21 protein-coding genes are annotated in these 21,167 nt (G+C 71.7%); 9 read left to right on the top strand and 12 right to left on the bottom strand.

What is annotated here, in order from left to right:
* Window positions 1–47: 47 nt before the first annotated feature.
* Window positions 48–518, top strand: coding sequence for a DNA starvation/stationary phase protection protein (locus AB0412_RS29390; RefSeq protein WP_366405620.1), 471 nt, complete (start codon window positions 48–50; stop codon window positions 516–518).
* Between the two features lies 1 nt (window position 519).
* On the top strand, window positions 520–753 hold the full coding sequence (locus AB0412_RS29385; RefSeq protein WP_366405619.1) for a hypothetical protein: 234 nt from the start codon (window positions 520–522) through the stop codon (window positions 751–753).
* Between the two features lie 31 nt (window positions 754–784).
* On the opposite strand, the gene AB0412_RS29380 is transcribed toward AB0412_RS29385, so the two are convergent.
* The gene (locus tag AB0412_RS29380; protein ID WP_366405618.1) at window positions 785–1,684 is read right to left on the bottom strand and encodes a DNA-formamidopyrimidine glycosylase family protein; all 900 of its coding nucleotides are present in this window, start codon (window positions 1,682–1,684) and stop codon (window positions 785–787) included.
* Window positions 1,685–1,736: 52 nt separating this feature from the next.
* The gene (locus tag AB0412_RS29375; RefSeq protein WP_366405617.1) at window positions 1,737–6,713 is read right to left on the bottom strand and encodes an ATP-dependent helicase; all 4,977 of its coding nucleotides are present in this window, start codon (window positions 6,711–6,713) and stop codon (window positions 1,737–1,739) included.
* A gap of 218 nt (window positions 6,714–6,931) precedes the next feature.
* Here AB0412_RS29375 and AB0412_RS29370 point away from each other — a divergent pair, with 218 nt between their 5' ends.
* From AB0412_RS29370 to AB0412_RS29360, 3 genes are read left to right on the top strand one after another with little or no spacing between them, the layout of a single operon-like run.
* The gene (locus AB0412_RS29370) at window positions 6,932–7,954 is read left to right on the top strand and encodes an AraC family transcriptional regulator (protein WP_366405616.1); all 1,023 of its coding nucleotides are present in this window, start codon (window positions 6,932–6,934) and stop codon (window positions 7,952–7,954) included.
* On the top strand, window positions 7,849–8,655 hold the full coding sequence (locus tag AB0412_RS29365) for an AzlC family ABC transporter permease (protein WP_366405635.1): 807 nt from the start codon (window positions 7,849–7,851) through the stop codon (window positions 8,653–8,655). The genes AB0412_RS29370 and AB0412_RS29365 overlap by 106 nt, the downstream gene beginning before the upstream one ends.
* The gene (locus AB0412_RS29360; protein ID WP_366405615.1) at window positions 8,652–8,960 is read left to right on the top strand and encodes an AzlD domain-containing protein; all 309 of its coding nucleotides are present in this window, start codon (window positions 8,652–8,654) and stop codon (window positions 8,958–8,960) included. The genes AB0412_RS29365 and AB0412_RS29360 overlap by 4 nt, the downstream gene beginning before the upstream one ends.
* Window positions 8,961–9,028: 68 nt before the next feature.
* Here the strand turns inward: AB0412_RS29360 and AB0412_RS29355 are convergent, their stop codons facing one another.
* The gene (locus AB0412_RS29355; RefSeq protein WP_366405614.1) at window positions 9,029–9,973 is read right to left on the bottom strand and encodes a hypothetical protein; all 945 of its coding nucleotides are present in this window, start codon (window positions 9,971–9,973) and stop codon (window positions 9,029–9,031) included.
* A gap of 79 nt (window positions 9,974–10,052) precedes the next feature.
* On the opposite strand from AB0412_RS29355, the gene AB0412_RS29350 reads away from it, so the two are divergent.
* Both AB0412_RS29350 and AB0412_RS29345 read left to right on the top strand, forming a co-directional pair.
* Window positions 10,053–10,247 (top strand): DUF3046 domain-containing protein, encoded by a 195-nt coding sequence (locus AB0412_RS29350; protein ID WP_366405613.1) that lies wholly within the window; start codon window positions 10,053–10,055, stop codon window positions 10,245–10,247.
* Between the two features lie 80 nt (window positions 10,248–10,327).
* Entirely contained in the window at window positions 10,328–11,590 is a 1,263-nt protein-coding gene (locus AB0412_RS29345) for an AI-2E family transporter (RefSeq protein ID WP_366405612.1), read from the top strand.
* Window positions 11,591–11,623: 33 nt separating this feature from the next.
* Here AB0412_RS29345 and AB0412_RS29340 read toward each other — a convergent pair whose 3' ends face one another.
* The gene (locus AB0412_RS29340) at window positions 11,624–12,253 is read right to left on the bottom strand and encodes a LysE family translocator (RefSeq protein ID WP_366405611.1); all 630 of its coding nucleotides are present in this window, start codon (window positions 12,251–12,253) and stop codon (window positions 11,624–11,626) included.
* 242 nt (window positions 12,254–12,495) lie between these two features.
* Here AB0412_RS29340 and recA point away from each other — a divergent pair, with 242 nt between their 5' ends.
* Entirely contained in the window at window positions 12,496–13,617 is a 1,122-nt protein-coding gene (gene recA, locus AB0412_RS29335) for a recombinase RecA (RefSeq protein ID WP_366405610.1), read from the top strand.
* A 3-nt stretch (window positions 13,618–13,620) separates the two neighbouring features.
* The gene (gene recX / locus AB0412_RS29330) at window positions 13,621–14,466 is read left to right on the top strand and encodes a recombination regulator RecX (RefSeq protein WP_366405609.1); all 846 of its coding nucleotides are present in this window, start codon (window positions 13,621–13,623) and stop codon (window positions 14,464–14,466) included.
* A gap of 26 nt (window positions 14,467–14,492) precedes the next feature.
* Here recX and AB0412_RS29325 read toward each other — a convergent pair whose 3' ends face one another.
* The 8 genes from AB0412_RS29325 to AB0412_RS29290 all read right to left on the bottom strand — a co-directional run bounded on the left by AB0412_RS29325 (window position 14,493) and on the right by AB0412_RS29290 (window position 21,070).
* Window positions 14,493–14,903, bottom strand: coding sequence for a rhodanese-like domain-containing protein (locus tag AB0412_RS29325; protein ID WP_366405608.1), 411 nt, complete (start codon window positions 14,901–14,903; stop codon window positions 14,493–14,495).
* Window positions 14,900–15,487 (bottom strand): cysteine dioxygenase, encoded by a 588-nt coding sequence (locus AB0412_RS29320; RefSeq protein ID WP_366405607.1) that lies wholly within the window; start codon window positions 15,485–15,487, stop codon window positions 14,900–14,902. Before AB0412_RS29320 ends, AB0412_RS29325 begins: the two co-directional genes overlap by 4 nt.
* A 108-nt stretch (window positions 15,488–15,595) precedes the next feature.
* On the bottom strand, window positions 15,596–15,667 hold the full coding sequence (locus AB0412_RS29315) for a putative leader peptide (protein WP_318658241.1): 72 nt from the start codon (window positions 15,665–15,667) through the stop codon (window positions 15,596–15,598).
* A gap of 164 nt (window positions 15,668–15,831) precedes the next feature.
* The gene (locus AB0412_RS29310; protein WP_366405606.1) at window positions 15,832–17,454 is read right to left on the bottom strand and encodes an FAD-dependent monooxygenase; all 1,623 of its coding nucleotides are present in this window, start codon (window positions 17,452–17,454) and stop codon (window positions 15,832–15,834) included.
* A 220-nt stretch (window positions 17,455–17,674) separates the two neighbouring features.
* Window positions 17,675–18,577 carry an amino acid ABC transporter permease gene (locus AB0412_RS29305; protein WP_366405605.1) on the bottom strand — a complete coding sequence of 301 codons (903 nt, stop codon included), beginning with the start codon at window positions 18,575–18,577 and terminating at the stop codon, window positions 17,675–17,677.
* A complete protein-coding gene (locus AB0412_RS29300) occupies window positions 18,574–19,251 on the bottom strand; it encodes an amino acid ABC transporter permease (protein WP_366405604.1) in 678 nt (225 codons plus the stop codon). Before AB0412_RS29300 ends, AB0412_RS29305 begins: the two co-directional genes overlap by 4 nt.
* 115 nt (window positions 19,252–19,366) lie before the next feature.
* Window positions 19,367–20,212: a glutamate ABC transporter substrate-binding protein gene (locus tag AB0412_RS29295; RefSeq protein WP_366405603.1), complete on the bottom strand. Its 846-nt coding sequence runs from the start codon at window positions 20,210–20,212 to the stop codon at window positions 19,367–19,369.
* Window positions 20,213–20,293: 81 nt separating this feature from the next.
* Window positions 20,294–21,070, bottom strand: a complete 777-nt coding sequence (locus AB0412_RS29290) for an amino acid ABC transporter ATP-binding protein (protein ID WP_260829158.1) — start codon at window positions 21,068–21,070, stop codon at window positions 20,294–20,296.
* Between the last annotated feature and the right edge of the window lie 97 nt (window positions 21,071–21,167).

Genomic DNA, 21,167 nt, shown 5'->3' with positions numbered 1-21,167 from the left:
GGGCGGTCATCGTTGAGGGACCACGGGGGTGAGCCACGGAGGTGCGGATGTACGTCGTGAAGAGCCCGTTGTCCGATGCGAATCTCAAGACCGTGTCCGAGGCGTTGCAGGGTGCCCTGGTCGACCTGGTCGATCTCGCTCTGGTGGCGAAACAGATCCACTGGAACGTGGTCGGCCAGCGCTTCCGCTCGGTCCATCTCCAGCTCGACGAGGTGGTGACCCTCGCGCGGAAGCACTCGGACACCGTGGCCGAGCGCGCCGCGGCGCTGGGTGTCTCCCCCGACGGGCGTGCGGCGACGGTGGCCGTGGGCAGCGGTATCGGGGTGACACCGGAGGGCTGGGTCGACGACACCACGGCCGTGGGGACGCTCGTGGAAGCTCTGGGCGCGGTGATCGCCCGGATGCGGGAACGGGTCGCGGCGACCGCGGACCCGGATCCGGTCAGCCAGGACATCCTCATCGGGATCACGGCCGATCTCGAGAAGCAGCACTGGATGTTCCAGGCCGAGAACGGGTGACGTGGCGGGGCGCATAGCGCGCTGGGGTGCCGTTCTGGGGCTCGGGGCACTGTGGTGGTGGGCGGTGGCGCGACTGGTGCTGGCGTCCGGCGCCGGGGTTCTGGAAGGGACGGTCGCGGCAGGAGGGTGGGGGCTGAGCCTGCTGCCGGTGCACTGTGTGCCCAAGGCGCGGGCGGAGGGGACCCTGGCGGCGGGGCGTTGGCGGCAGGCGTGGCGGGTGTGGCTTCGGGGCTGAGCTGACGTGAGATGTGACCTGGGGTGCGCGGTCAGCCGGCGGTGCGGGGGCGGTCGCGGTGTGGCGCGGTGGGTGCGGGGGCCGGTCCGCGCTGGCAGGTGGGGCACCAGTAGGTGGGGCGTTCTCGGGAACCGTCACCCTGGTCGGCGATGCGGATGGGAGTGCCGCAGCGCAGGCAGGGGCGGGGTGCGCGGCCGTAGACGAAAAGGTCGGGGACGCGGCGGTTGGTCGTGCGTGGGGTGCTCGGCGTGCGTGAGGCGCCGGTGGTGCTGGAGGTGCTGGTGGTGCCTGTCGTTCTGCGGATCGGGCGGTCGCGGTTGTACTCGAGGAGCCGTTTGGCGAGCTCGGGCAGCTTCGCCGCGCGGTCGGCGGGCAGATGGCCCACCGGGAGCCAAGGAGTGACGCCGAGCAGGTAGCAGAGCTCGCTCTTGAACACATTGCCGATGCCGGCGAGGTTCCGCTGGTCCAGCAGGGCCTCACCGAGCGGGCGGTCCGGGTCCTTGAGGAGGTTGGCCAGCGCCAGGTCGGGATCCCAGTCCGGGCCCAGGAGATCGGGTCCGAGGTGGCCGACGGCGCGGTCCTCGTCGGTGGTGCGCAGCAGTTCCAGCACGGGCAGGCGGTAGCCGACCGCCGTGCGCTCGGCGTTGCCGAGGATCGCGCGGATCTGGTGGGCGGGCCCGCCGGTCCAGCGCTGCCCGTTCGCGAACACCTTCCACGACCCGTCCATCCGCAGGTGCGAGTGCAGGGTCAGACCGCCCTCGACGCGGGTCAGGAGGTGCTTCCCGCGCGGGATCACCTCCAGGACGGCACGGCCGGTGAGGTCGGTCGTCGCGAGCCTGGGGACCCGGAGGTCGCTGCGGAGCAGCACCTTGCCCGCGAGGGCGCTGTGCAGCCGACGCGCGGCCTGCCAGACGGTGTCTCCTTCGGGCATGGGTCAAGGGTGGCACGCCGGCCGCGGAGCGACCGGTTGCGGGTGCGGTCGGTCAGGCGCGCAGGCGCAGCCCGCGGGGTGTGGCGACGAACCCCGCGGCCTCCAGGAGCGCCCCGAGAGGGGAGGTCAGGGCGGAGGCGCCGTTGACGCGCTCCACCGTGACCGTACCGAGGGAGCCGGCGCGGGCGGCTGCGGCGAGGGCCTCCGCGGCGGCGGGCAGCCGGGTGTCGTCGGCGGGCTCGGTGTCCTGGTCGGCGGGCCAGGCCAGCAAGGTCTTGCCGCCGCGCTCCATGTAGAGCGTCAACTCGCCGTCCACGAGCACCACCAGGGAGCCCGCCTTGCGGCCCGGCTTGTGCCCCGCGCCGGTCGGGGGCTCCGGCCAGCCCAGTGCGGCGCCGTACGCGTTCGCCGGATCGGCGGCGGCCAGGACGACGGCGCGCAAGGAGCGGTCCGGGCCTGTGCGACGGCCCGAGAACGGGTCGTACGACGTCCGCCCGCCGTTCTGCCAGGGAGGCGGGCCCTGGGAGGCGTGGTCGCGGGGCGACACCCACTCGCTCGGCGTCAGGCGGGGATGCGAGGGGCTCGTGGGAGCGTCGCCGCCGAGGTCGGGGAAGCCCGGGTCGGGGAAGCCGGGGCCGCCCGGGAAGCCGTCGTGGCCCGGGGCGGGCTCAGGGGCATCGTCGGCCGGTGCGGCGAAGCCGTGCGCGGAGAAGGGGTCGAAGTCGGCGTAGGGATTCTCGGCGGAGGAGCCTGCCGTGGCCGGCCCCGGGCCCGGGAGGCTGTCGCCGCGCTCGCGGGCGTTGGCCACGGCCCGGAGCCGGTCGACCGCACCGTCCATCGCGAACTGGGCGGCGCCCAGACCCTCCACCACATAGCCACGGCGGGCCTGTCCCGTCTCCTCGAAGGCGGACAGGACGCGGTATGTCGCCGAGAAGCCGCCCTCGACGCCTTCCGCCGAGACGGCGCCCCGAGTCACCACGCCGTGCCGGTCGAGGAGCGTGCGGGCCAGCGCGTGGGCGCGGACCGTGGTGTCGGACTCCCGGTCCGGGAGCAGCGACCAGCGGCCGGCGACGGTCGGCGGACCGGTGCGGGAGGCGCTGCGGGCGGCCGCGGTGAGCGAGCCGTAGCGCCCGCGCGGCACCGGTCGCTTCGCTCGGTGGGCCGTGGAGCCCGCGGTTCGGCCGGAGCCGAGCAGCGAGCGCATCGGGCTGAGCGTGTCGTTGGTCAGCCGCCCCGACCAGGCCAGGTCCCACACGGCGTCGGCCAGCTGCGGATCGGTGACCTCCGGGTGGGTCGTGGCGCGGACCCGGTCGGCGATCTGGCGGAAGAACAGGCCGTAACCGCCGGAGAGGGCGTCCAGGACGGACTGGTGGAGGGCGGTCAGCTCCAGGGGGTGCGGCGGGGGCAGGAGCAGCGGGGCCGCGTCCGCCAGATACAGCGAGACCCAGCCGTCCTTCCCGGGCAGGGAACCGGCGCCCGCCCACACCACCTCACCGGACGCGGTGAGCTCGTCCAGCATCGCGGGGGTGTAGTTCACCACCCGGGACGGCAGGACCAGCTTCTCCAGGGCGGAGGCGGGCACGGACGCGCCCTGCAACTGCTCGATGGCGCGCACCAGGCCGTCCGTACCGCGCAGCGCGTGGCCCTTGCCGATGTGCTGCCACTGCGGGAGGAACTGTGCGAGCGCGGCCGGCGGCACCGGTTCCAGCTCGTGCCGAAGGGCGGCAAGCGAGCGGCGGCGCAGCCTGCGCAGCACGGCGGCGTCGCACCACTCCTGGCCGATCCCGGCCGGGTGGAACTCGCCCTGGACGATCCGGCCCGCCGCCGAGAGCCGCTGGAGAGCACCCTCGGTCACGGCCACGCCCAGCCCGAAACGGGCCGCGGCCGTGGCCGACGTGAAGGGGCCGTGAGTGCGCGCGTACCGCGCGAGGAGGTCGCCGAGAGGGTCCTTCACCGGCTCGGTGAACGCCTCCGGCACACCGACCGGCAGGGCCGTGCCCAGCGCGTCCCGCAGCCGTCCCGCGTCCTCGACGGCCGCCCAGTGGTCGGCGCCCGCGATGCGGACCCGGATGGCGCGCCGCGCCGAGGCGAGCTCCCCGGCCCACTGCGGCTCCGCGCCCCGCTCGTTGAGCTCGGCCTCGGTGAGCGGGCCGAGCATCCGCAGCAGGTCGGCGACACCCTCGGCGTCCTTGACCCGCCGGTCCTCGGTCAGCCACTGCAGCTCGCGCTCCAGCTCGGTCAGCACCTCCGCGTCGAGCAGTTCGCGCAGCTCGGCCTGCCCGAGCAGCTCGGCGAGCAGCCGCGAGTCCAGGGACAGCGCGGCGGCCCGGCGCTCGGCGAGCGGGGAGTCGCCCTCGTACAGGAACTGGGCGACGTAGCCGAAGAGGAGGGAGCGGGCGAAGGGTGACGGCTCCGGAGTGGTGACCTCGACCAGCCGCACCTTGCGGGACTCCAGGTCGCCCATCAGCTCGACGAGGCCGGGCACGTCGAACACGTCCTGGAGGCATTCGCGCACCGCTTCCAGCACGATCGGGAACGACCCGAACTCGCCCGCGACCTGAAGGAGCTGGGACGCGCGCTGACGCTGCTGCCACAGCGGGGTGCGCTTGCCCGGATTGCGGCGCGGCAGCAGCAGCGCACGGGCGGCGCACTCGCGGAACCGGGAGGCGAACAGGGCAGAGCCGCCCACCTGGTCGGTGACGACCTGATCGACCTCGCCCTTGTCGAAGACGACGTCCGCCGCGCCCACCGGCGCCTGATCGGCGTCGTACTCCGTGCCGGTCTTCACCGGCTCCTGGTCGAGCAGGTCCAGGCCCATCAGATCGGCGTCCGGCAGGCGCAGCACGATGCCGTCGTCGGCGTGCATCACCTGGGCGTCCATGCCGTACCGCTCGGAGAGGCGGGCGCCGAGCGCCAGCGCCCACGGGGCGTGAACCTGAGCGCCGAACGGGGAGTGCACGACGACCCGCCAGTCGCCGAGCTCGTCGCGGAAGCGCTCCACGACGATCGTGCGATCGTCCGGGACGTGGCCGCACGCCTCCCGCTGCTCGTCGAGGTACGACAGGACGTTGTCCGCGGCCCAGGCGTCCAGCCCGGCCGCGAGCAGCCGCAGCCGGGCGTCCTCCTTGGACAGCGAGCCGACCTCACGCAGGAACGCGCCCACCGCGCGGCCCAGCTCCAGCGGGCGGCCCAGCTGGTCGCCCTTCCAGAACGGCAGCCTCCCGGGCACCCCGGGCGCCGGGGAGACCAGGACCCGGTCGCGCGTGATGTCCTCGATGCGCCAGGAACTCGTGCCGAGGGTGAAGACATCGCCCACGCGGGACTCGTAGACCATCTCCTCGTCGAGCTCGCCGACCCGCCCGCCGCCCTTCTTGGGGTCGGCGCCCGCCAGGAACACCCCGAACAGCCCCCGGTCGGGGATCGTGCCGCCGGAGGTGACGGCGAGGCGCTGCGCGCCCGGGCGGCCGGTGATCTCGCCCGTGATCCGGTCCCACACCACACGCGGGCGCAGCTCCGCGAAGGCGTCGGACGGATAGCGGCCCGCCAGCATGTCGAGGACGCCCGTGAACGCGGACTCGGGGAGCGAGGCGAACGGCGCCGCCCGGCGCACCATGGCGAGCAGATCGTCGTACTGCCAGGTGTCCATGGCCGTCATGGCGACGAGCTGCTGGGCGAGCACGTCCAGCGGATTGGCGGGCACCCTCAGGGACTCGATGGCGCCCGTGCGCATCCGCTCGGTGACGACCGCCGCCTGCACCAGATCGCCGCGGTACTTGGGGAACACCACGCCGGTGGAGACCGCGCCCACCTGGTGCCCCGCACGGCCCACGCGCTGGAGCCCGGAGGCGACGGACGGCGGCGACTCCACCTGGACCACCAGGTCGACGGCGCCCATGTCGATGCCCAGCTCGAGGCTGGAGGTCGCGACCACCGCGGGCAGCCGGCCCGCCTTGAGGTCCTCCTCGACCAGCGCCCGCTGCTCCTTGGACACCGAGCCGTGATGGGCCCGGGCGATCACGGCCGGCGCGCCGTGGGCGGCTCCGGAGCCTCCCATGAGCTCCGCCGGGGAGTGGTGCTCGTCCAGGGACTCCCCGGTGGCCCGCTCGTAGGCGATCTCGTTGAGCCGGTTGCACAGGCGCTCCGCGAGCCGGCGGGAATTGGCGAACACGATCGTCGAGCGATGGGACTGGACGAGATCGGTGATCCGCTCCTCGACGTGCGGCCAGATCGACGGGCGCTCGTTGCCCTCCGAGCCGTCGGCCACCGGGGAGCCGCCCAGCTCGCCCAGGTCCTCCACCGGGACCACCACGGACAGGTCGAACTCCTTGCCGGACTCCGGCTGGACGATCTCCACCTTGCGGCGCGGGGACAGGAAGCGTGCGACCTCGTCGACCGGGCGGACCGTCGCCGACAGGCCGATACGGCGGGCGGGCTTCGGCAGGAGTTCGTCCAGCCGCTCCAGGGAGAGCGCGAGGTGGGCGCCGCGCTTGGTGCCCGCGACCGCGTGCACCTCGTCCAGGATCACCGTCTCCACGCCGGTGAGCGCATCGCGCGTGGCCGACGTCAGCATCAGGAACAGGGACTCCGGGGTGGTGATCAGGATGTCCGGAGGACGGGTGGACAGGGCTCGGCGCTCGGCCGCCGGAGTGTCCCCGGAGCGGATCCCGACCTTGACCTCGGGCTCGGGCAGGCCGAGGCGCACGGACTCCTGGCGGATGCCGGTCAGCGGGCTGCGGAGATTGCGCTCGACGTCGACGGCGAGCGCCTTGAGCGGTGAGACGTACAGGACGCGGCAGCGCTTCTTCGGGTCGGCGGGCGGGGGAGTGGAGGCCAGCTGGTCCAGCGCCGCGAGGAAGGCGGCCAGGGTCTTGCCGGAGCCGGTGGGCGCGACCACCAGCACGTCCGAGCCCTCGCCGATGGCCTGCCACGCGCCGGCCTGAGCGGCGGTGGGCGCGGAGAACGCCCCCGTGAACCAGCCGCGGGTCGCGGGGGAGAAGCCGTCCAGGGCTCGGCGCGGATTGCTGACCATGCGTCCATCCTGCACCCGGCCACTGACAATGGGCCTGAGCTGGGCGGATGGTGGCGCGGGACGGAGTGCGGGTGGCCGCTCCGTTGCTGGAGGGGCGGGGCGCCGGGAGGGGCAGGCTGCTGGGTGCTGGGTGCTGGTTGCTGGGTGACCGGTGAGATGCGGACGGTCCGGTTCCGGCAGGGGCGCTGCCCGCGGCCGAGATCGCGGACAATGGCCGTATGGCGGGATCGGGCCGCGGGGCGGAGTCGGGCAGGGAGCGTGCGCGGCACTGGCAGTACGCCGAGCTGCCCGGTGTCGACCTGCTGCGCGCCCGGTACATCCGCAAGACGTTCGTGCGGCACACGCACGAGCACTTCGTGATCGCCGCGATCGCGGACGGCGTCGAGGTCTTCCACCACGGCGGTGGCGATCAGTACGCGGGCGCCGGTGCGCTCGCGCTGGTCAATCCGGACACACCGCACACCGGGCGGGCCGGGGTCCCCGAAGGGTGGCGCTACGGCGCGGTCTATCCGTCGCCCGAGGTGGTGGCCGCCATCGCCGCCGAGACCACGACCCTGCGCGGCACGCCCGGGTTCGTGACACCGGTGCTCGACGACCCCTACACCGTCCATCTGGTGCACCAGGTGCTGCGGGCCACCGACGAGGGCAACGCGCTCGCCGCCGACACCCTGCTGCGGGTCGCCGTGACCCGGCTGCTGCGGCTCAACGGCGGCACACTGCCGCGGCGGGAGGTCAGGACGGCGGGCACGCGGATCGCGGCACGCGCGCGTGCCGTACTGGAGGAGCGGATGGCCGGGCCGCCGACGCTGGAGCAGCTGGCCGCCGAGCTGGGCACCAGCCCGTTCGCCCTGCTGCGCGCGTTCCGCGACGCCTATGGGATGCCGCCGCACACCTGGCTCACCGACGCGCGCGTACGGCAGGCCAGGAAGCTGCTGGACGCGGGAACGGCTCCGTCCGAGGCCGCCGTCGCGGTCGGCTTCACCGACCAGCCGCATCTGAACCGGCACTTCAGCCGGATCGTCGGCGTCCCTCCGGGCGCCTACCAGCGCGAGCGCAAGAACGTACAAGACACACGGCGCGCCCTGCTCGTACCGTCCGGTGCGTGGCAACAGAACAGACAGCAGCACGCGCCGGCATACGGGACGCCGGAGCCGGAGGAGAAAAGCCCGACCGTGCCGTCGTACGGGACGCCCTCGGAGTCGGAGTCGCGGTCGGACTCTCCGGGTTCGCCTTCGGTGTGACCTCGGCCGGCAGCGGGCTCACACTGCTCCAGACCTGCGCGCTGAGCCTGTTGGTGTTCACCGGCGCGTCCCAGTTCGCACTGGTGGGGGCGCTGGCGGCCGGTGGCGGTCCGTTCACGGCGGCCGCGGGGGCGTTCTTCCTCGGGGTGCGCAACGCGTTCTACGGGCTGCGCCTGTCGCAGTTGCTGGCCCTCCCGCGCGCGGTGCGGCCGTTCGCCGCCCAGTGGGTCATCGACGAGACGGCCGCCGTCTCCCTCGCCCAGCCCACGCGCCGCAGCGCTCGGGTCGGCTTCGTGGTGACCGGGCTCAGCCTGTACGTCCTGTGGAATCTCACCACGCTGCTCGGGGCAGCCGGCGCCGAGGCCATCGGGGACACCGACGCGTGGGGGCTCGACGCGGCCGGACCTGCGGTCTTCCTGGCGCTGCTCGCGCCGATGCTGAGGACCATCACCGAGCGGGCCGTCGCGGGGCTGGCCGTACTGCTCGGTCTCGGCCTGCTGCCCGTCCTGCCCGCGGGCGTGCCCGTTCTGGTGGCCGCACTCGCGGCCCCGGCGGTGCTGTGGGCACAGGGCCGCCGGGACGGCTTCGAGCGCGGAGACGCATCCGGCGCTTCCGATGTTTCCGAGGCGTCCCAGGCACTCGGGGCATCCAAGGCAGCCGAGGCGTCCGAGGCATCCAAGTCACCGGAGGAGGACCGTTGAACATCTGGATCGCGATCGGTGTGACGGCCGTCGGCTGCTACGCCGTCAAGCTGGCCGGCCTCCTGGTGCCCGCGGGTGTCCTCGAGCGGCCCGTCGTCCGGCGGCTCGCCGCGCTGCTGCCGGTCGCCCTGCTCGCCGCCCTCACCGCCCAGCAGACCTTCGCCGACGGACAGGCGCTCGTGCTGGACGCGCGTGCGGCGGGCCTCGCGGCCGCCGCGGTGGCCCTGGTCCTGCGTGCGCCGTTCCTGGTCGTCGTCGGGGCGGCCGTGGTGGTGACGGCGGGCGTGCGGGCGCTGGGCGGTTGAGGCGGCCCGTCCGCCCGGCCGGCCACCCCGGGGGCCCCCGCCGGCCACCCGGGGGGCGGGAGCGCGGGTCAGCCGACGGAACGGCCGTACGCCTGGAGTGTGCGCAGGGCCGCGATCGTCACCATGGGGCGGGCCTCCAGCGCGGGAGCAGGCGCCCACTGGCGCCACCGGATCGGCCAGCCGCCGTCCTCCCGCTGCTCGGCGGCGAGGTGGTCCAGGGAGCGCTCCATCTCCTCGTCCGTGAACCACGCGCGCGCGAGGGAGTGCGGGGTTCTGGCGTAGTCGTGCGGGAAGTGGTGCTCACCCGGCGCGTAGCCGGGTGCGACCGGGTACGCGTCGAGGTCGGCGGGGTCGAGGGCCGCGAGGCGCTGCCCGCGCACCACGCGGCCCAGCCGCTCCGCGGCGGCCTGCGCACGGGGGCGGTCCGGGGCGGAGTCCAGGAAGGCGACGGCGGCCTCGATCTCGTACGGGTGGGACTTCTCCAGCGACTCCACGGCCTGCCAGCAGAACTCCGTGGCCCGGAACAGCCAGGCGTGCCACACCTCGTTGCGGTGCAGCAGGCCCACGACCGGACCGGTGGCCAGGAGCTCGCTCGGCGGGTCGTCCACGACCGGCACGAAGGGTGCCGTGGGGTAGCCGCGCTGACTCGGATGGATCGCCGGAAGGGCACCGTCCGCGGTCGAGACGGACGTCAGATAGCGGCACACCTGCTCCGCCCGCCGACCGGTGCAGCGGCCCAGGGAGTCCAGCACGTGCAGGGCGTGGGCGGTGTGCAGAGGCTGGCTGACCGGGCCCCGCAGATCGGGCTCCAGTCCGTGACCGTAGCCGCCGTCCTCGTTGCGGTAGGCGTCCAGTGCCGTCTCCACCGGGTCGGCGTCACCTCCCCGGAAGTGGTGGGCGAACAGGCGCTGCTCGAGCACCCGCGCGGTGAGCCAGACGAACCGCTCCGCGCGCGCGAGGGGTGAGTGGGCCTGGGGGGTCGGGTCGAGGGGGGAAGCTCCGGTTTCGGCCATGGGGCAGACCGTAGGGCGGAAAGCGGTGTCGGCAGGCGGTCCCGGCGGGGCCCACCCCCGCAGGCGGGATACTGGAGGCATGCGGTTGACGGTCTTCTGGCAGCGGATGGCGGAGCACTTCGGTCCTGGATATGCCGACACCTTCGCGCGTGACCATGTCATGTCGGAGCTCGGCGGGCGCACCGTCCACCAGGCGCTGGAGGCCGGATGGGACGCCAAGGACGTCTGGCAGGTGGTCTGCGCGGTGATGGACGTTCCTCGGGAGAAGCGCTGATCCCCCGGAAGAAGCGCTGATCGTCACAAAGATCGCCCGAGCGCAGACGGCTGTCAGAGCCGTGGGCGAGACTTGGGTCCGTGGCATCCACTGACGAGACCGGGCAGGCAGCGCCGCCCCCCTCCACCCCCGGCCCGCCCCCGCCTGCCGGGCCTCCGGTGGACCCCGCGGCCGGACAGGGGGCCCGCATGCCCCGCTGGCTGCCGCGCGCCATGGTGCTCGCGCTCACCCTGTACGGCCTGTTCCAGCTGGGCAGCTGGGCCTTCCACCAGCTCACCGGCCTGCTGATCAACATCGTGATCGCGTTCTTCCTGGCGCTCGCGGTGGAGCCCGCGGTGAGCTGGATGGCCGCGCGCGGGGTGCGCAGGGGGCTGGGTACCTTCGTGGTCTTCCTGGGCGTGCTCGTCGTGGCGGCGGGTTTCGTCACGTTGCTCGGGTCCATGCTGGCGGGACAGATCATCAAGATCGTCGAGGATTTCCCGGACTACCTCGACTCGGTCATCAACTGGATCAACACCCACTTCGACACCGACCTGCGCCGCGTCGACATCCAGGAGGGCCTGCTGCGCTCCGACTGGCTGCGCAACTACGTCCAGAACAGCGCCACCGGCGTGCTGGACGTCTCCGCGCAGGTCCTCGGAGGGCTGTTCCAGCTGCTGACCGTCGCCCTGTTCTCGTTCTACTTCGCCGCCGACGGCCCCCGGCTGCGGCGCACCATCTGCTCCGTCCTGCCCCCGGCGCGGCAGGCCGAGGTGCTGCGCGCGTGGGAGATCGCCGTGAACAAGACCGGCGGCTACCTGTACTCGCGTGGACTGATGGCCCTGATCTCCGGCCTGGCGCACTACGTGCTCCTGGAGTTCCTCGACGTGCCCTACGCGCCCGTGCTGGCCGTGTGGGTGGGTCTGGTGTCGCAGTTCATCCCCACCATCGGCACGTATCTCGCGGGTGCCCTGCCCATGCTGATCGCCTTCACGGTCAACCCCTGGTACGCGCTGTGGGTGCTGATCTTCGTGGTCATCTACCAGCAGTTCGAGAACTACGTGCTGCAGCCCAAGCTGACCTCGAAGACCGTCGACATCCACCCGGCGGTCGCCTTCGGCTCGGTCGTCGCGGGCACCGCCCTGCTCGGCGCGGTCGGTGCGCTGATCGCCATTCCGGCCGTCGCCACGCTCCAGGCGTTCCTGGGCGCCTATGTGAAGCGTTACGACGTCACCGACGACCCCCGCGTGCACGGCCACCGCGGCAACGACAACGGCCCTGGCCTCCTCACCCGCGCCCGCCGGCTGTGGGGCCGCGGACCGGGCGCGACGCGTCCACGGGGCGGGGACAGCGGGACCTCCTGACATCCGTCGAGGTCGGGACTTGGCGACCTTGTCTCAAGGCTGGGAAGTGGCGACCTTGATCCCGAAACCGATCAGGACGACGCCCGTGACGCGGTCCATGGCGCGTCGCACGGCAGGCTGCTCGAAGAAGGCACGGGCCCTGGCGAGGACCAGTACGTAGCTGCCGAGCCAGACGAGGGTGAGCGCCGCGTGGACGAGAACCAGCAGCGTCATCCCCAGGTGCGGTGACAGGCCGGAGGGAGCGAGCGTGGGCAGCAGGCCCGTGTAGAAGACGGCGATCTTCGGATTGAGGACATTGCTGAGCAGCCCGGTGCGCCACGGGTTGCCGGACGGGGCGGACGCGCCGGTCGCGCCGGCCGCCGGGGTCGCGGAACCACGGCGCCGGCTCTGCATCAGCGCCTGGATGCCCAGAACGGCGAGGTAGACGGCACCGGCGAGCTTGACGACCGTGTAGGCCGTGGCGGACGCCGCCAGGACGGCCGCCAGCCCCACGACGGTGAGCGTGCCCCAGACGAGCAGGCCCGCCGTGATGCCCCCGACCGTGCGCAAGCCGTCCTTCCAGCCGGACGTGATGGCCCGCTTCGTCACGACCGCCATGTCCGGGCCGGGAACCATGGTCAGGACTGCGAGCACACCCGTGGCCGCGAGGAACTGGACAAGCATGGGCTCAGTCTCGCACCGCCCCACGGGTCTCCTGTGTGCCGCGTGGTGCGCTTGACACGAAAATCGAACATCCATTCTTATGGAGGCGCCGGTGAGGCTCAACGACGGGTGTTCTGACCCAGTTCGGGTAAGGAAGTCCCTGAGTTATCCACAGGCCGGACGGGCGTCGGGGCGCATTGTCAGTGGCAGGCGTTAGCGTCTTTGACGTGAAGCGATCGACTCAAGCAAATCGGGTGGAACCCATGGCAGGAACCGACCGCGAGAAGGCGCTCGACGCCGCGCTCGCACAGATTGAACGGCAATTCGGCAAGGGCGCGGTCATGCGCATGGGTGAGCGGTCGAAGGAGCCCATCGAGGTCATCCCGACCGGGTCGACCGCGCTCGACGTCGCCCTCGGCGTCGGCGGCCTGCCGCGCGGCCGTGTGGTGGAGATCTACGGCCCGGAGTCCTCCGGTAAGACGACCCTGACGCTGCACGCCGTCGCGAACGCCCAGAAGGCCGGCGGCCAGGTCGCCTTCGTGGACGCGGAGCACGCCCTCGACCCCGAGTACGCCAAGAAGCTCGGCGTCGACATCGACAACCTGATCCTGTCCCAGCCGGACAACGGCGAGCAGGCCCTGGAGATCGTGGACATGCTGGTCCGCTCCGGCGCCCTCGACCTCATCGTCATCGACTCCGTCGCAGCGCTCGTCCCGCGTGCGGAGATCGAGGGCGAGATGGGCGACAGCCACGTGGGTCTGCAGGCCCGCCTGATGAGCCAGGCCCTGCGGAAGATCACCAGCGCGCTCAACCAGTCCAAGACCACCGCCATCTTCATCAACCAGCTCCGCGAGAAGATCGGCGTCATGTTCGGCTCCCCGGAGACCACGACCGGTGGCCGCGCGCTGAAGTTCTACGCCTCCGTGCGCATCGACATCCGCCGCATCGAGACCCTCAAGGACGGCACGGAGGCGGTCGGCAACCGCACCCGCTGCAAGGTCGTCAAGAACAAGGTCGCTCCGCCCTTCAAGCAGGCCGAGTTCGACATCCTCTACGGCCAGGGCATCAGCCGCGAGGGCGGCCTGATCGACATGGGCGTGGAGCACGGCTTCGTCCGCAAGGCCGGCGCCTGGTACACGTACGAGGGCGACCAGCTCGGCCAGGGCAAGGAGAACGCCCGCAACTTCCTGAAGGACAACCCCGACCTCGCCAACGAGATCGAGAAGAAGATCAAGGAGAAGCTGGGCGTCGGCGTGCGGCCCGAGGAGCCCGCGACGGAGCCCGGCACGGACGCCGCGGCCTCCACCACCCCGGCCGAGGCCCCCGCGGTGCCGGCCCCGGCGGCCAAGGCCGCCAAGTCCAAGGCCGCGGCGGCCAAGAGCTGACCCGTGACCCGACGAACCGACTGGGCCGAGTACGAGTTCGCCGGCCCCGGTGCCCCACGGGGGAGGGGCACCGGAGCCGGCGAGGGCTCAGCCACGGGCACGGACGAGACGTACGGGGACACCGGCCAGGCAGCCGCAGGAGTGGACGGCTTCTCGAGCGAGGAGCCGGGCGGCGTCCCGCGCCGGGGCACCCGGGGCTCGCGCCGCGCGGGCGGAACACGGGGAGGCGGCTCGCGTGACGGCGGGCCGCGCAGTGGACGCGGGCGCGGACGCCGGACCTTCGGCGACGCGACCGCCGAGGACGGGGGCACCTCGACCTCGTCGAGGGCCGAGCGGGAGGAGCCCCCGGGGGACCCGGTCGAGCGGGCGCGGGCGATCTGTCTGCGCCTGCTCACCGGGACCCCGCGCACGCGGAAACAGCTCGCCGACGCCCTGCGCAAGCGGGAGATCCCGGACGAGGCCGCCGAAGAGGTGCTGTCCAGGTTCGAAGAGGTCGGGCTGATCAACGACAGTGCCTTCGCGGACGCCTGGGTGGAGTCCCGGCACCACGGCCGCGGACTGGCCCGGCGCGCGCTCGCCCAGGAGCTGCGGACCAAGGGGGTGGACGCCTCGCTGATCGACGCGGCCGTCTCCCAGCTCGACTCCGAGCAGGAGGAGACGACCGCCCGTGAGCTCGTCGCCCGCAAACTGCGGGCCACTCGCGGCCTCGACCGCGACAAGCGCATACGCCGCCTCGCCGGCATGCTCGCCCGCAAGGGCTACTCCGAGGGCCTCGCCCTGCGCGTGGTCCGCCAGGCGCTGGAGGAGGAGGGCGAGGACACGGAGTTCCTGGAGGGCGACGGGTTCTGAGACGTCCGGCGCGGGCCGTGGATCGGCTACGGCGACACCGGCAGCCGGGCCGCCCGCCAGGCCTGGAAGCCGCCGATCAGGTCGGTGGCCCGATGCAGCCCCAGCCGGTGCAGGGACTCCGCCGCCAGGCTGGAGGCGTATCCCTCGTTGCAGATCACGACGACACGCAGGTCGTGGCTCGTGGCCTCCGGGAGACGATGGCTGCCGAACGGGTCGAGACGCCACTCGAGCTCGTTGCGCTCGACGACCAGAGCGCCGGGGATGAGTCCGTCCCGCTCGCGCAGGGCGGCGTAACGGATGTCGACCAGCAGTGCCTCGCCGGTGCGGGCGGCCTCGTAGGCGTCCCGGGGCTCGATGCGCTCGTAGCCGGACCGCACCTCCTCCAGGAGCGCGTCGATGCCCACAGCAGGGGCGGCCTGTTCGTGAATCTCGCTCACTGCCAGTCCTCCGGGCGCTCGACCTGCTCCAGACGGAGAACCGGGCCGCTGCGGCTGTAGCGGCGGATCTGCGGCAGGGGCGGATAGTAGGCATGCACGGAGACCGCGTGCAGATCAGCGGACTCGTTGAGCACCTCGTGCACGTGATGCCGGCCGAAGGAGCGGCCCTGCCCGGCGGGCAGTCGGCGTACGCGGTCCACACCGTCGGTGAGCTCCAGAGTCTTCCAGCCGTCGGTGGGCAGCCGCGCGGCGAGCGAGTTCTCCTTCAGCTCGCCCGAGGCGATCACGAAGGCGCCGACGGACTCGGCGTGGTCGTGCCAGCCGGTGCCAGTGCCGGGCGGCCAGCCGATCAGCCACGCCTCGCTGCCACCGGGCCCGTCGAGCCGCACCCAGGTGCGGCCCTCGGGGTCGAGTGGGAGCGAGGCGATGAGTTCGGCGTCGGCTGCGGCCCGCCGTGCGAAGTCGAGAAGGTCGGCCTGCGTCGGCGCGGAAGGCGGAAGCGTCGGAGAGGCGGGCGCGGAGCCCGGGGTGGAGGAGGAGGGAGGGGCGGAGGGGGTGGGGGCAGGGGAGGAGGAGACAGACACGTGAACCGTCCTGAGAAACGTTCGCGAGGGCGCGCGCCCGGCGACGGCATCGCATCGGCGTGCGAGACGGCGGGGCAGCGCGCGGGAGGGCGTGAGAGAAGCGCGAATTCAGAAGGACGGGCGACACACGCAGCCCGCATAGCGGACGAGGTCCATATGGACCCTCCGCCACAGGCGCACACAGGTGTCGGTCACGGACCGGAGTACACCACGAGGCCGCACACCGCTTCAACTCACCGTCACCATGTGGACCACACGGTCACGGCCACGTCCGAGGAAACCCCGGATCAGCCGGACGCAGCCCCGCGACACGGTCACGGCCACTTCGAGGGAACCCGGGATTGTCAGCCGGACACGGCCCCCGCGCCGGCTCCCGCCTCCGCGCCCGCTTCCGTCCCTGCTGTCGCGGGCCCGCCGAGCACCGCCTCCGCCGCCGCGTACAGGTCCGCCGGGCGGACGCCGCTCAGCGCGGTGACCAGATGCCCGTCGGGGCGCACGAGCAGCACGCTGTGGGCGGCCGCGCCCGGGTAGCTCTCCGCGACCAGCAGCTCCGCCGGATGCGGCAGCGCCGCCACGGCCGCCGCGAGCCGGGGCATGATCCCGGCGGACACCCAGTGCCGGCGCTCCCACACGCCCGTACCCGGCGCGATCAGCACCACCAGCAGTGACCCCCGGCCGAGCCGGTCCCGCAGCCGCACGAAGGTGCCGTCCTCCGCGGTGACGCGTACATCGGTGACCGGCGCCCCGGGCGGGGTCTCGACCGGCACCTCGCCCTCGAGGCGCCCGGGCGCGAGCGGCGAGTCGGCGTACGCCCCCGGCGCGCCCAGTGCGCCCTGCCCCAGATGACCGTCGGCCAGCAGCGCGTCGTGACCGCGGGCGGAGCCGGGGACGTACGACCGCAGCCCGCCGCCGCCCCGCAGTATGGGCAGCGCCTGGTCGGCGGCGCGCAGCCGGGCGGCGACGATCGCCCGCCGCTCCGTCTGATAGCTGTCGAGCAGCGCCTCGTGCGGGCCGTGATGCCAGGCCAGCGCCAGCTTCCAGGCGAGGTTGTCGGCGTCGCGCAGCCCCTCGTCCAGCCCGTGCGTGCCCAGCGAGCCGAGCAGATGCGCCGCGTCCCCGGCGAGGAACACCCGGTCCGCCCGCCAGCGCCGGGCCAGCCGGTGGTGCACGGTGTGGACACCGGTGTCCAGGAGCTCGTACGGCGGTGTGGTGCCGCCCGACCAGCCGCCCAGCGTCTCCCGGACACGGGCCAGCAGCAGTTCGGGCGTGACCAGTTCCTTGCCCGGGGGCAGCAGCCAGTCCAACCGCCATACGCCGTCCGGCAGTGGACGCGCGGTGACCTCACCCGCCGAGGGTCCCGACGTACGCCACGGCGGCAGCCGGTGCAGCAACGCCTCGTCCTCCCAGGGGAGTTCCGTGCGCAGCGCGGCGACGGCGTGACGTTCCACCGCTGTACGCCCCGGGAAGCGGATGTCCTGGAGCTTGCGCACGGTCGAGCGGGGGCCGTCGCAGCCGACCAGGTAACTGCCGCGCCACCAGGTGCCTTTGGGGCCGCGGGTGTGGGCGGTGACGCCCGAGGGTTCCTGTTCGAGGGAGTCGAGACGACTGTCCGCGGCGATCTCGACGAGCGGTTCGCCGGCGAGTGCCGCACGCAGGGCGCCGGTCAGTACGTGCTGGGCGATGTGCAGGGGGGCGGAGTGGTCGTCGAAAGCGACCTCGCGCATCACCTGCCTGCGCCGCATCGACCGCCATCCGGCCCAACGTGCACCGAGCTGCGCGAGCGGGGCGCCGGTCAATCGTTCCATCAGCGCGGCGGTGTCCTCGCGCAGCACGACCGTCCGCGCCGGACGGGGCTCGTCCTTGCCCGGCCCTTCGTCCAGGACCACGCAGGGCACTTCCTGACGTGCCAGAGCCAGGGCGAGCGTCAACCCCACAGGCCCCGCACCGACGACGATCACCGGATCCATTGCGCGGCGCCCCCTGCTCGAAGCGACGTCCAGGGGGACGTGAAGGAACAGGAAGATGGAGCAGGGTGCACGATCACAGAACGTATGCAACCTATTGCCGGTGCTTGCGTCAAGTGACCGATGGACGTGGCGATCATGCGGCGCCGTGGGGGTTCGTCACAGCACATGACTGTGGCCCGCCGGGTGTCGGCGGGCCACAGTCATGGAGGCTGATCGTTCGTCATTGCTTGTCGGTACCGGCGACCGGACCGCCGATCTCGGCCGCATTGAGTTCGTCGACCTCGCCCGCACCCACGACCGCACCCGTGCTGCGCTTGCTGCGGCGCAGCCGTCCCTCCAGCCAGGAGGCGAAGGAGGTGAGGATGAAGTTCAGGATGATGAAGATGACCGCCACCACGATGAAGCTGGGGATGACGTTCGCATAGTTGGCCGCGAGCGTGCCACGCGAGTTCAGCAGCTCGGTGAAGCCGAGCATCACGCCGCCCAGCGCGGTGTCCTTCACGATGACGACCAGCTGGCTGACGATGGCCGGGAGCATCGCCGTGACCGCCTGCGGCAGCAGGATGCTGGTCATCGTCTGGCTCTTGCGCAGGCCGATCGCCTGGGCCGCCTCGGACTGCCCCCTGGGGAGGGACAGGATGCCGGCGCGTACGACCTCGGCGAGGACCGAGGCGTTGTAGAGCACCAGGCCGGTGACGACCGCGTACAGGGGACGGTCGTCGCTGGAGATGTCCGTGGAGCGGACGTAGAACTCGTTCGCGAACAGCATCAGGAGCAGGACCGGGATGGCGCGGAAGAACTCCACCACCGCGCCCGCCGGGATGCGCACCCAGCGGTGGTCGGACATGCGCGCGATGCCGAGGACGGCGCCCAGCGGCAGGGCAATGACCATCGAGAGGGCCGCGGCCTTCAGCGTGTCGGCCAGGCCCGGCAGCAGGTACGTCGTCCAGGCCTCGGATGTCGTGAAGGGCTCCCACAGGGACCACTTCAGCTGGCCCTTCTCGTCCATCACCTGCCAGATCCACCACAGCAGCAGGGCGAGCAGGACGAAGAAGACCACCGAGAAGATCAGGTTGCGCCGCTTGGCCTTCGGGCCGGGGGCGTCGTAGAGAACGGACGTCATCGCTTCACCGCCAGGCGCTTGCTCAGCCAACCGAGGAACAGGCCGGTGGGCAGGGTCAGTACCACGAACCCGAAGGCGAAGATCGCGCCGATGAGCAGCGTCTGTGCCTCGTTCTCGATCATTTCCTTCATCAGGAGAGCGGCCTCCGCCACACCGATCGTGGCCGCCACGGTCGTGTTCTTGGTGAGTGCGATCAGTACGTTCGCCAGCGGGCCGATCACCGAGCGGAATGCCTGCGGGAGCACGATCAGCCTCAGCACCTGGCTGAAGCTCAGGCCGATGGCCCGGGCCGCCTCCGCCTGCCCGACCGGCACCGTGTTGATACCGGAGCGGATCGCCTCGCAGACGAAGGCAGCGGTGTAGGCGACCAGACCGAGCACCGCGAGGCGGAAGCCCTGGAGCGCGAAGTCGTCGCGCGCACCCATCGTCACGCCGAAGATGTCGGCGAGGCCGAGCGAGGTGAAGACGATGATGACAGTGAGCGGGATGTTCCGGACGATGTTCACGTAGGCGGTGCCGAACCCACGCATCAGCGGGACGGGGCTGACCCGCATCGCCGCCAGCAAGGTGCCCCAGACCAGGGAGCCGATGCCCGAGAACACGGTGAGCTTCACCGTCATCCAGAAGGCACCCAACAAGGTTGGATCGTCATAGTCAGAAATAAAGTCGAACACGATCTCCCGCGCTTCCGGGTGTGTGGCGTATGTGGCGGACGCGGCGCGCCGCCGCCCTGATCGCAACGGACGGCGGCACGCCTCTAAGACCCCGCGTTACCGGACGGTCCTGGCCTTACTGGACGATCTGACCGATCTTCGGGGCAGGCTCGTTCTTGTAGTTCGCCGGGCCGAAGTTCTCCTGAACTGCCTTCTCCCAGGCCTTGTCCTGGACCATCTTCTCGAGCGCAGCGTTGATCTTGTTGACGGTCTCGGTGTCGCCCTTCTTGACGCCGATGCCGTAGTTCTCGTTGCTGAGCTTCAGACCGGCCAGCTTGAACTGACCCTTGTACTGGTCCTGCGCGGCGTAGCCGGCGAGGATCGAGTCGTCGGTGGTCAGCGCGTCCACGGCGCCGCTCTGCAGTGCGGAGAGGCACTCGGAGTAAGTGCCGACCTGCTTGAGCTGCGCGTCCGGAGCGAAGTCCTTCTTGACGTTCTGCGCGGACGTGGACCCGACTACGGAGCAGAGCTTCTTGTTGTTGAGGTCCGTAGCCTCGGTGATGTCCGAGTCCTTCTTCACCAGCAGGTCCTGGTGGGCCAGCAGGTACGGACCCGCGAAGTCGACCTTCTCCTTGCGCTCGTCGGTGATGGAGTAGGTCGCCGCGATGAACTTCACGTCACCGCGCGCGAGGGCGTTCTCGCGGTCGGCGCTCTTCGTCTCGACCCACTCGATCTCGTTCTCGTCGTAACCGAGCTCCTTCGCGACGTACGTGGCCACGTCCACGTCGAAGCCGGAGAAGGAACCGTCCGGCTCCTTCAGACCCAGACCGGGCTGGTCGTACTTGATGCCGATCTTGATCTTCTCGCCGCCACCCGAACCCGAGCCGTTGGAGTCGCCGCCGTCGTCACCACCACACGCGGTGGCGGTGAACGCGAGGGCGATGACAGCGGCCGAGGCGGCGGTGACCTTGCGGAGCTTCATGGTGCACATCCTTTGACTGGTAAGTGATGCGGCCCGGTCAGTGTGTCCGGTGACGCAAGTCGGCGGGCGCGAAATGCGCGGTCAGTGGTGAAGGATCTTCGACAGGAAGTCCTTGGCCCGGTCGCTGCGGGGATTGCTGAAGAACTGGTCCGGCGCAGCCTGTTCGACGATGCGGCCGTCCGCCATGAACACCACGCGATTTGCGGCCGAACGGGCGAAGCCCATTTCGTGGGTCACGACGATCATGGTCATGCCGTCGCGGGCGAGCTGCTGCATGACCTCCAGAACCTCGTTGATCATCTCCGGGTCGAGAGCCGACGTGGGCTCGTCGAAGAGCATGACCTTGGGTTCCATCGCCAGGGCCCGCGCGATGGCGACACGCTGCTGCTGGCCTCCGGAGAGCTGAGCGGGGTACTTCTCGGCCTGTGCCGCCACGCCGACCCGGTCGAGCAGGGCGCGGGCCCGCTCCTCGGCTGCCTTCTTGTCCTTCTTGCGGACCTTGACCTGGCCCAGCGTCACGTTCTCGAGCACGGTCTTGTGCGCGAAGAGGTTGAAGGACTGGAAGACCATCCCGACGTCGGCGCGCAGCCGGGCGAGCTCCTTGCCCTCGTGCGGCAGGGGCTTGCCGTCGATCGAGATCGACCCGGAGTCGATCGTCTCCAGACGGTTGATGGTGCGGCACAGGGTGGACTTCCCGGACCCGGAGGGTCCGATGACCACGACGACTTCGCCACGCGCGATCGTCAGGTCGATGTCCTGGAGTACGTGCAACGCGCCGAAGTGCTTGTTGACGCTCTTCAGGACGACCAGGTCGCCGGTCGCGGCCACATCTTCCTTGGCCACCGATACTTCGGTCATCGCTCTCAGGCTCCGTCCTCCTCGGTTTCGGAGGACAGTAGTAATCCTCCAGACCTGCGTCATTACATCTGAGGGGAATCTGAGCATCACGATCCGA

Source organism: Streptomyces sp. NPDC052012 (assembly GCF_040689265.1).
Taxonomy (GTDB): Bacteria; Actinomycetota; Actinomycetes; order Streptomycetales; family Streptomycetaceae; genus Streptomyces.
The sequence above is the reverse complement of the archived record's forward strand: the minus strand, read 5'-3'. Positions and strand labels throughout refer to the sequence as shown.

Excerpts from the sequence above, each read along its gene's own strand:
- AB0412_RS29295 (WP_366405603.1), bottom strand. The coding sequence starts at position 20,212 with ATGAAGCTCCGCAAGGTCACCGCCGCCTCGGCCGCTGTCATCGCCCTC.
- AB0412_RS29340 (WP_366405611.1), bottom strand. The coding sequence starts at position 12,253 with ATGCTTGTCCAGTTCCTCGCGGCCACGGGTGTGCTCGCAGTCCTGACC.
- AB0412_RS29290 (WP_260829158.1), bottom strand. The coding sequence starts at position 21,070 with ATGACCGAAGTATCGGTGGCCAAGGAAGATGTGGCCGCGACCGGCGAC.
- AB0412_RS29305 (WP_366405605.1), bottom strand. The coding sequence starts at position 18,577 with ATGACGTCCGTTCTCTACGACGCCCCCGGCCCGAAGGCCAAGCGGCGC.
- recA (WP_366405610.1), top strand. The coding sequence starts at position 12,496 with ATGGCAGGAACCGACCGCGAGAAGGCGCTCGACGCCGCGCTCGCACAG.
- AB0412_RS29310 (WP_366405606.1), bottom strand. The coding sequence starts at position 17,454 with ATGGATCCGGTGATCGTCGTCGGTGCGGGGCCTGTGGGGTTGACGCTC.
- AB0412_RS29390 (WP_366405620.1), top strand. The coding sequence starts at position 48 with ATGTACGTCGTGAAGAGCCCGTTGTCCGATGCGAATCTCAAGACCGTG.
- AB0412_RS29350 (WP_366405613.1), top strand. The coding sequence starts at position 10,053 with ATGCGGTTGACGGTCTTCTGGCAGCGGATGGCGGAGCACTTCGGTCCT.
- AB0412_RS29375 (WP_366405617.1), bottom strand. The coding sequence starts at position 6,713 with ATGGTCAGCAATCCGCGCCGAGCCCTGGACGGCTTCTCCCCCGCGACC.
- AB0412_RS29370 (WP_366405616.1), top strand. The coding sequence starts at position 6,932 with ATGGCGGGATCGGGCCGCGGGGCGGAGTCGGGCAGGGAGCGTGCGCGG.
- AB0412_RS29355 (WP_366405614.1), bottom strand. The coding sequence starts at position 9,973 with ATGGCCGAAACCGGAGCTTCCCCCCTCGACCCGACCCCCCAGGCCCAC.
- AB0412_RS29380 (WP_366405618.1), bottom strand. The coding sequence starts at position 1,684 with ATGCCCGAAGGAGACACCGTCTGGCAGGCCGCGCGTCGGCTGCACAGC.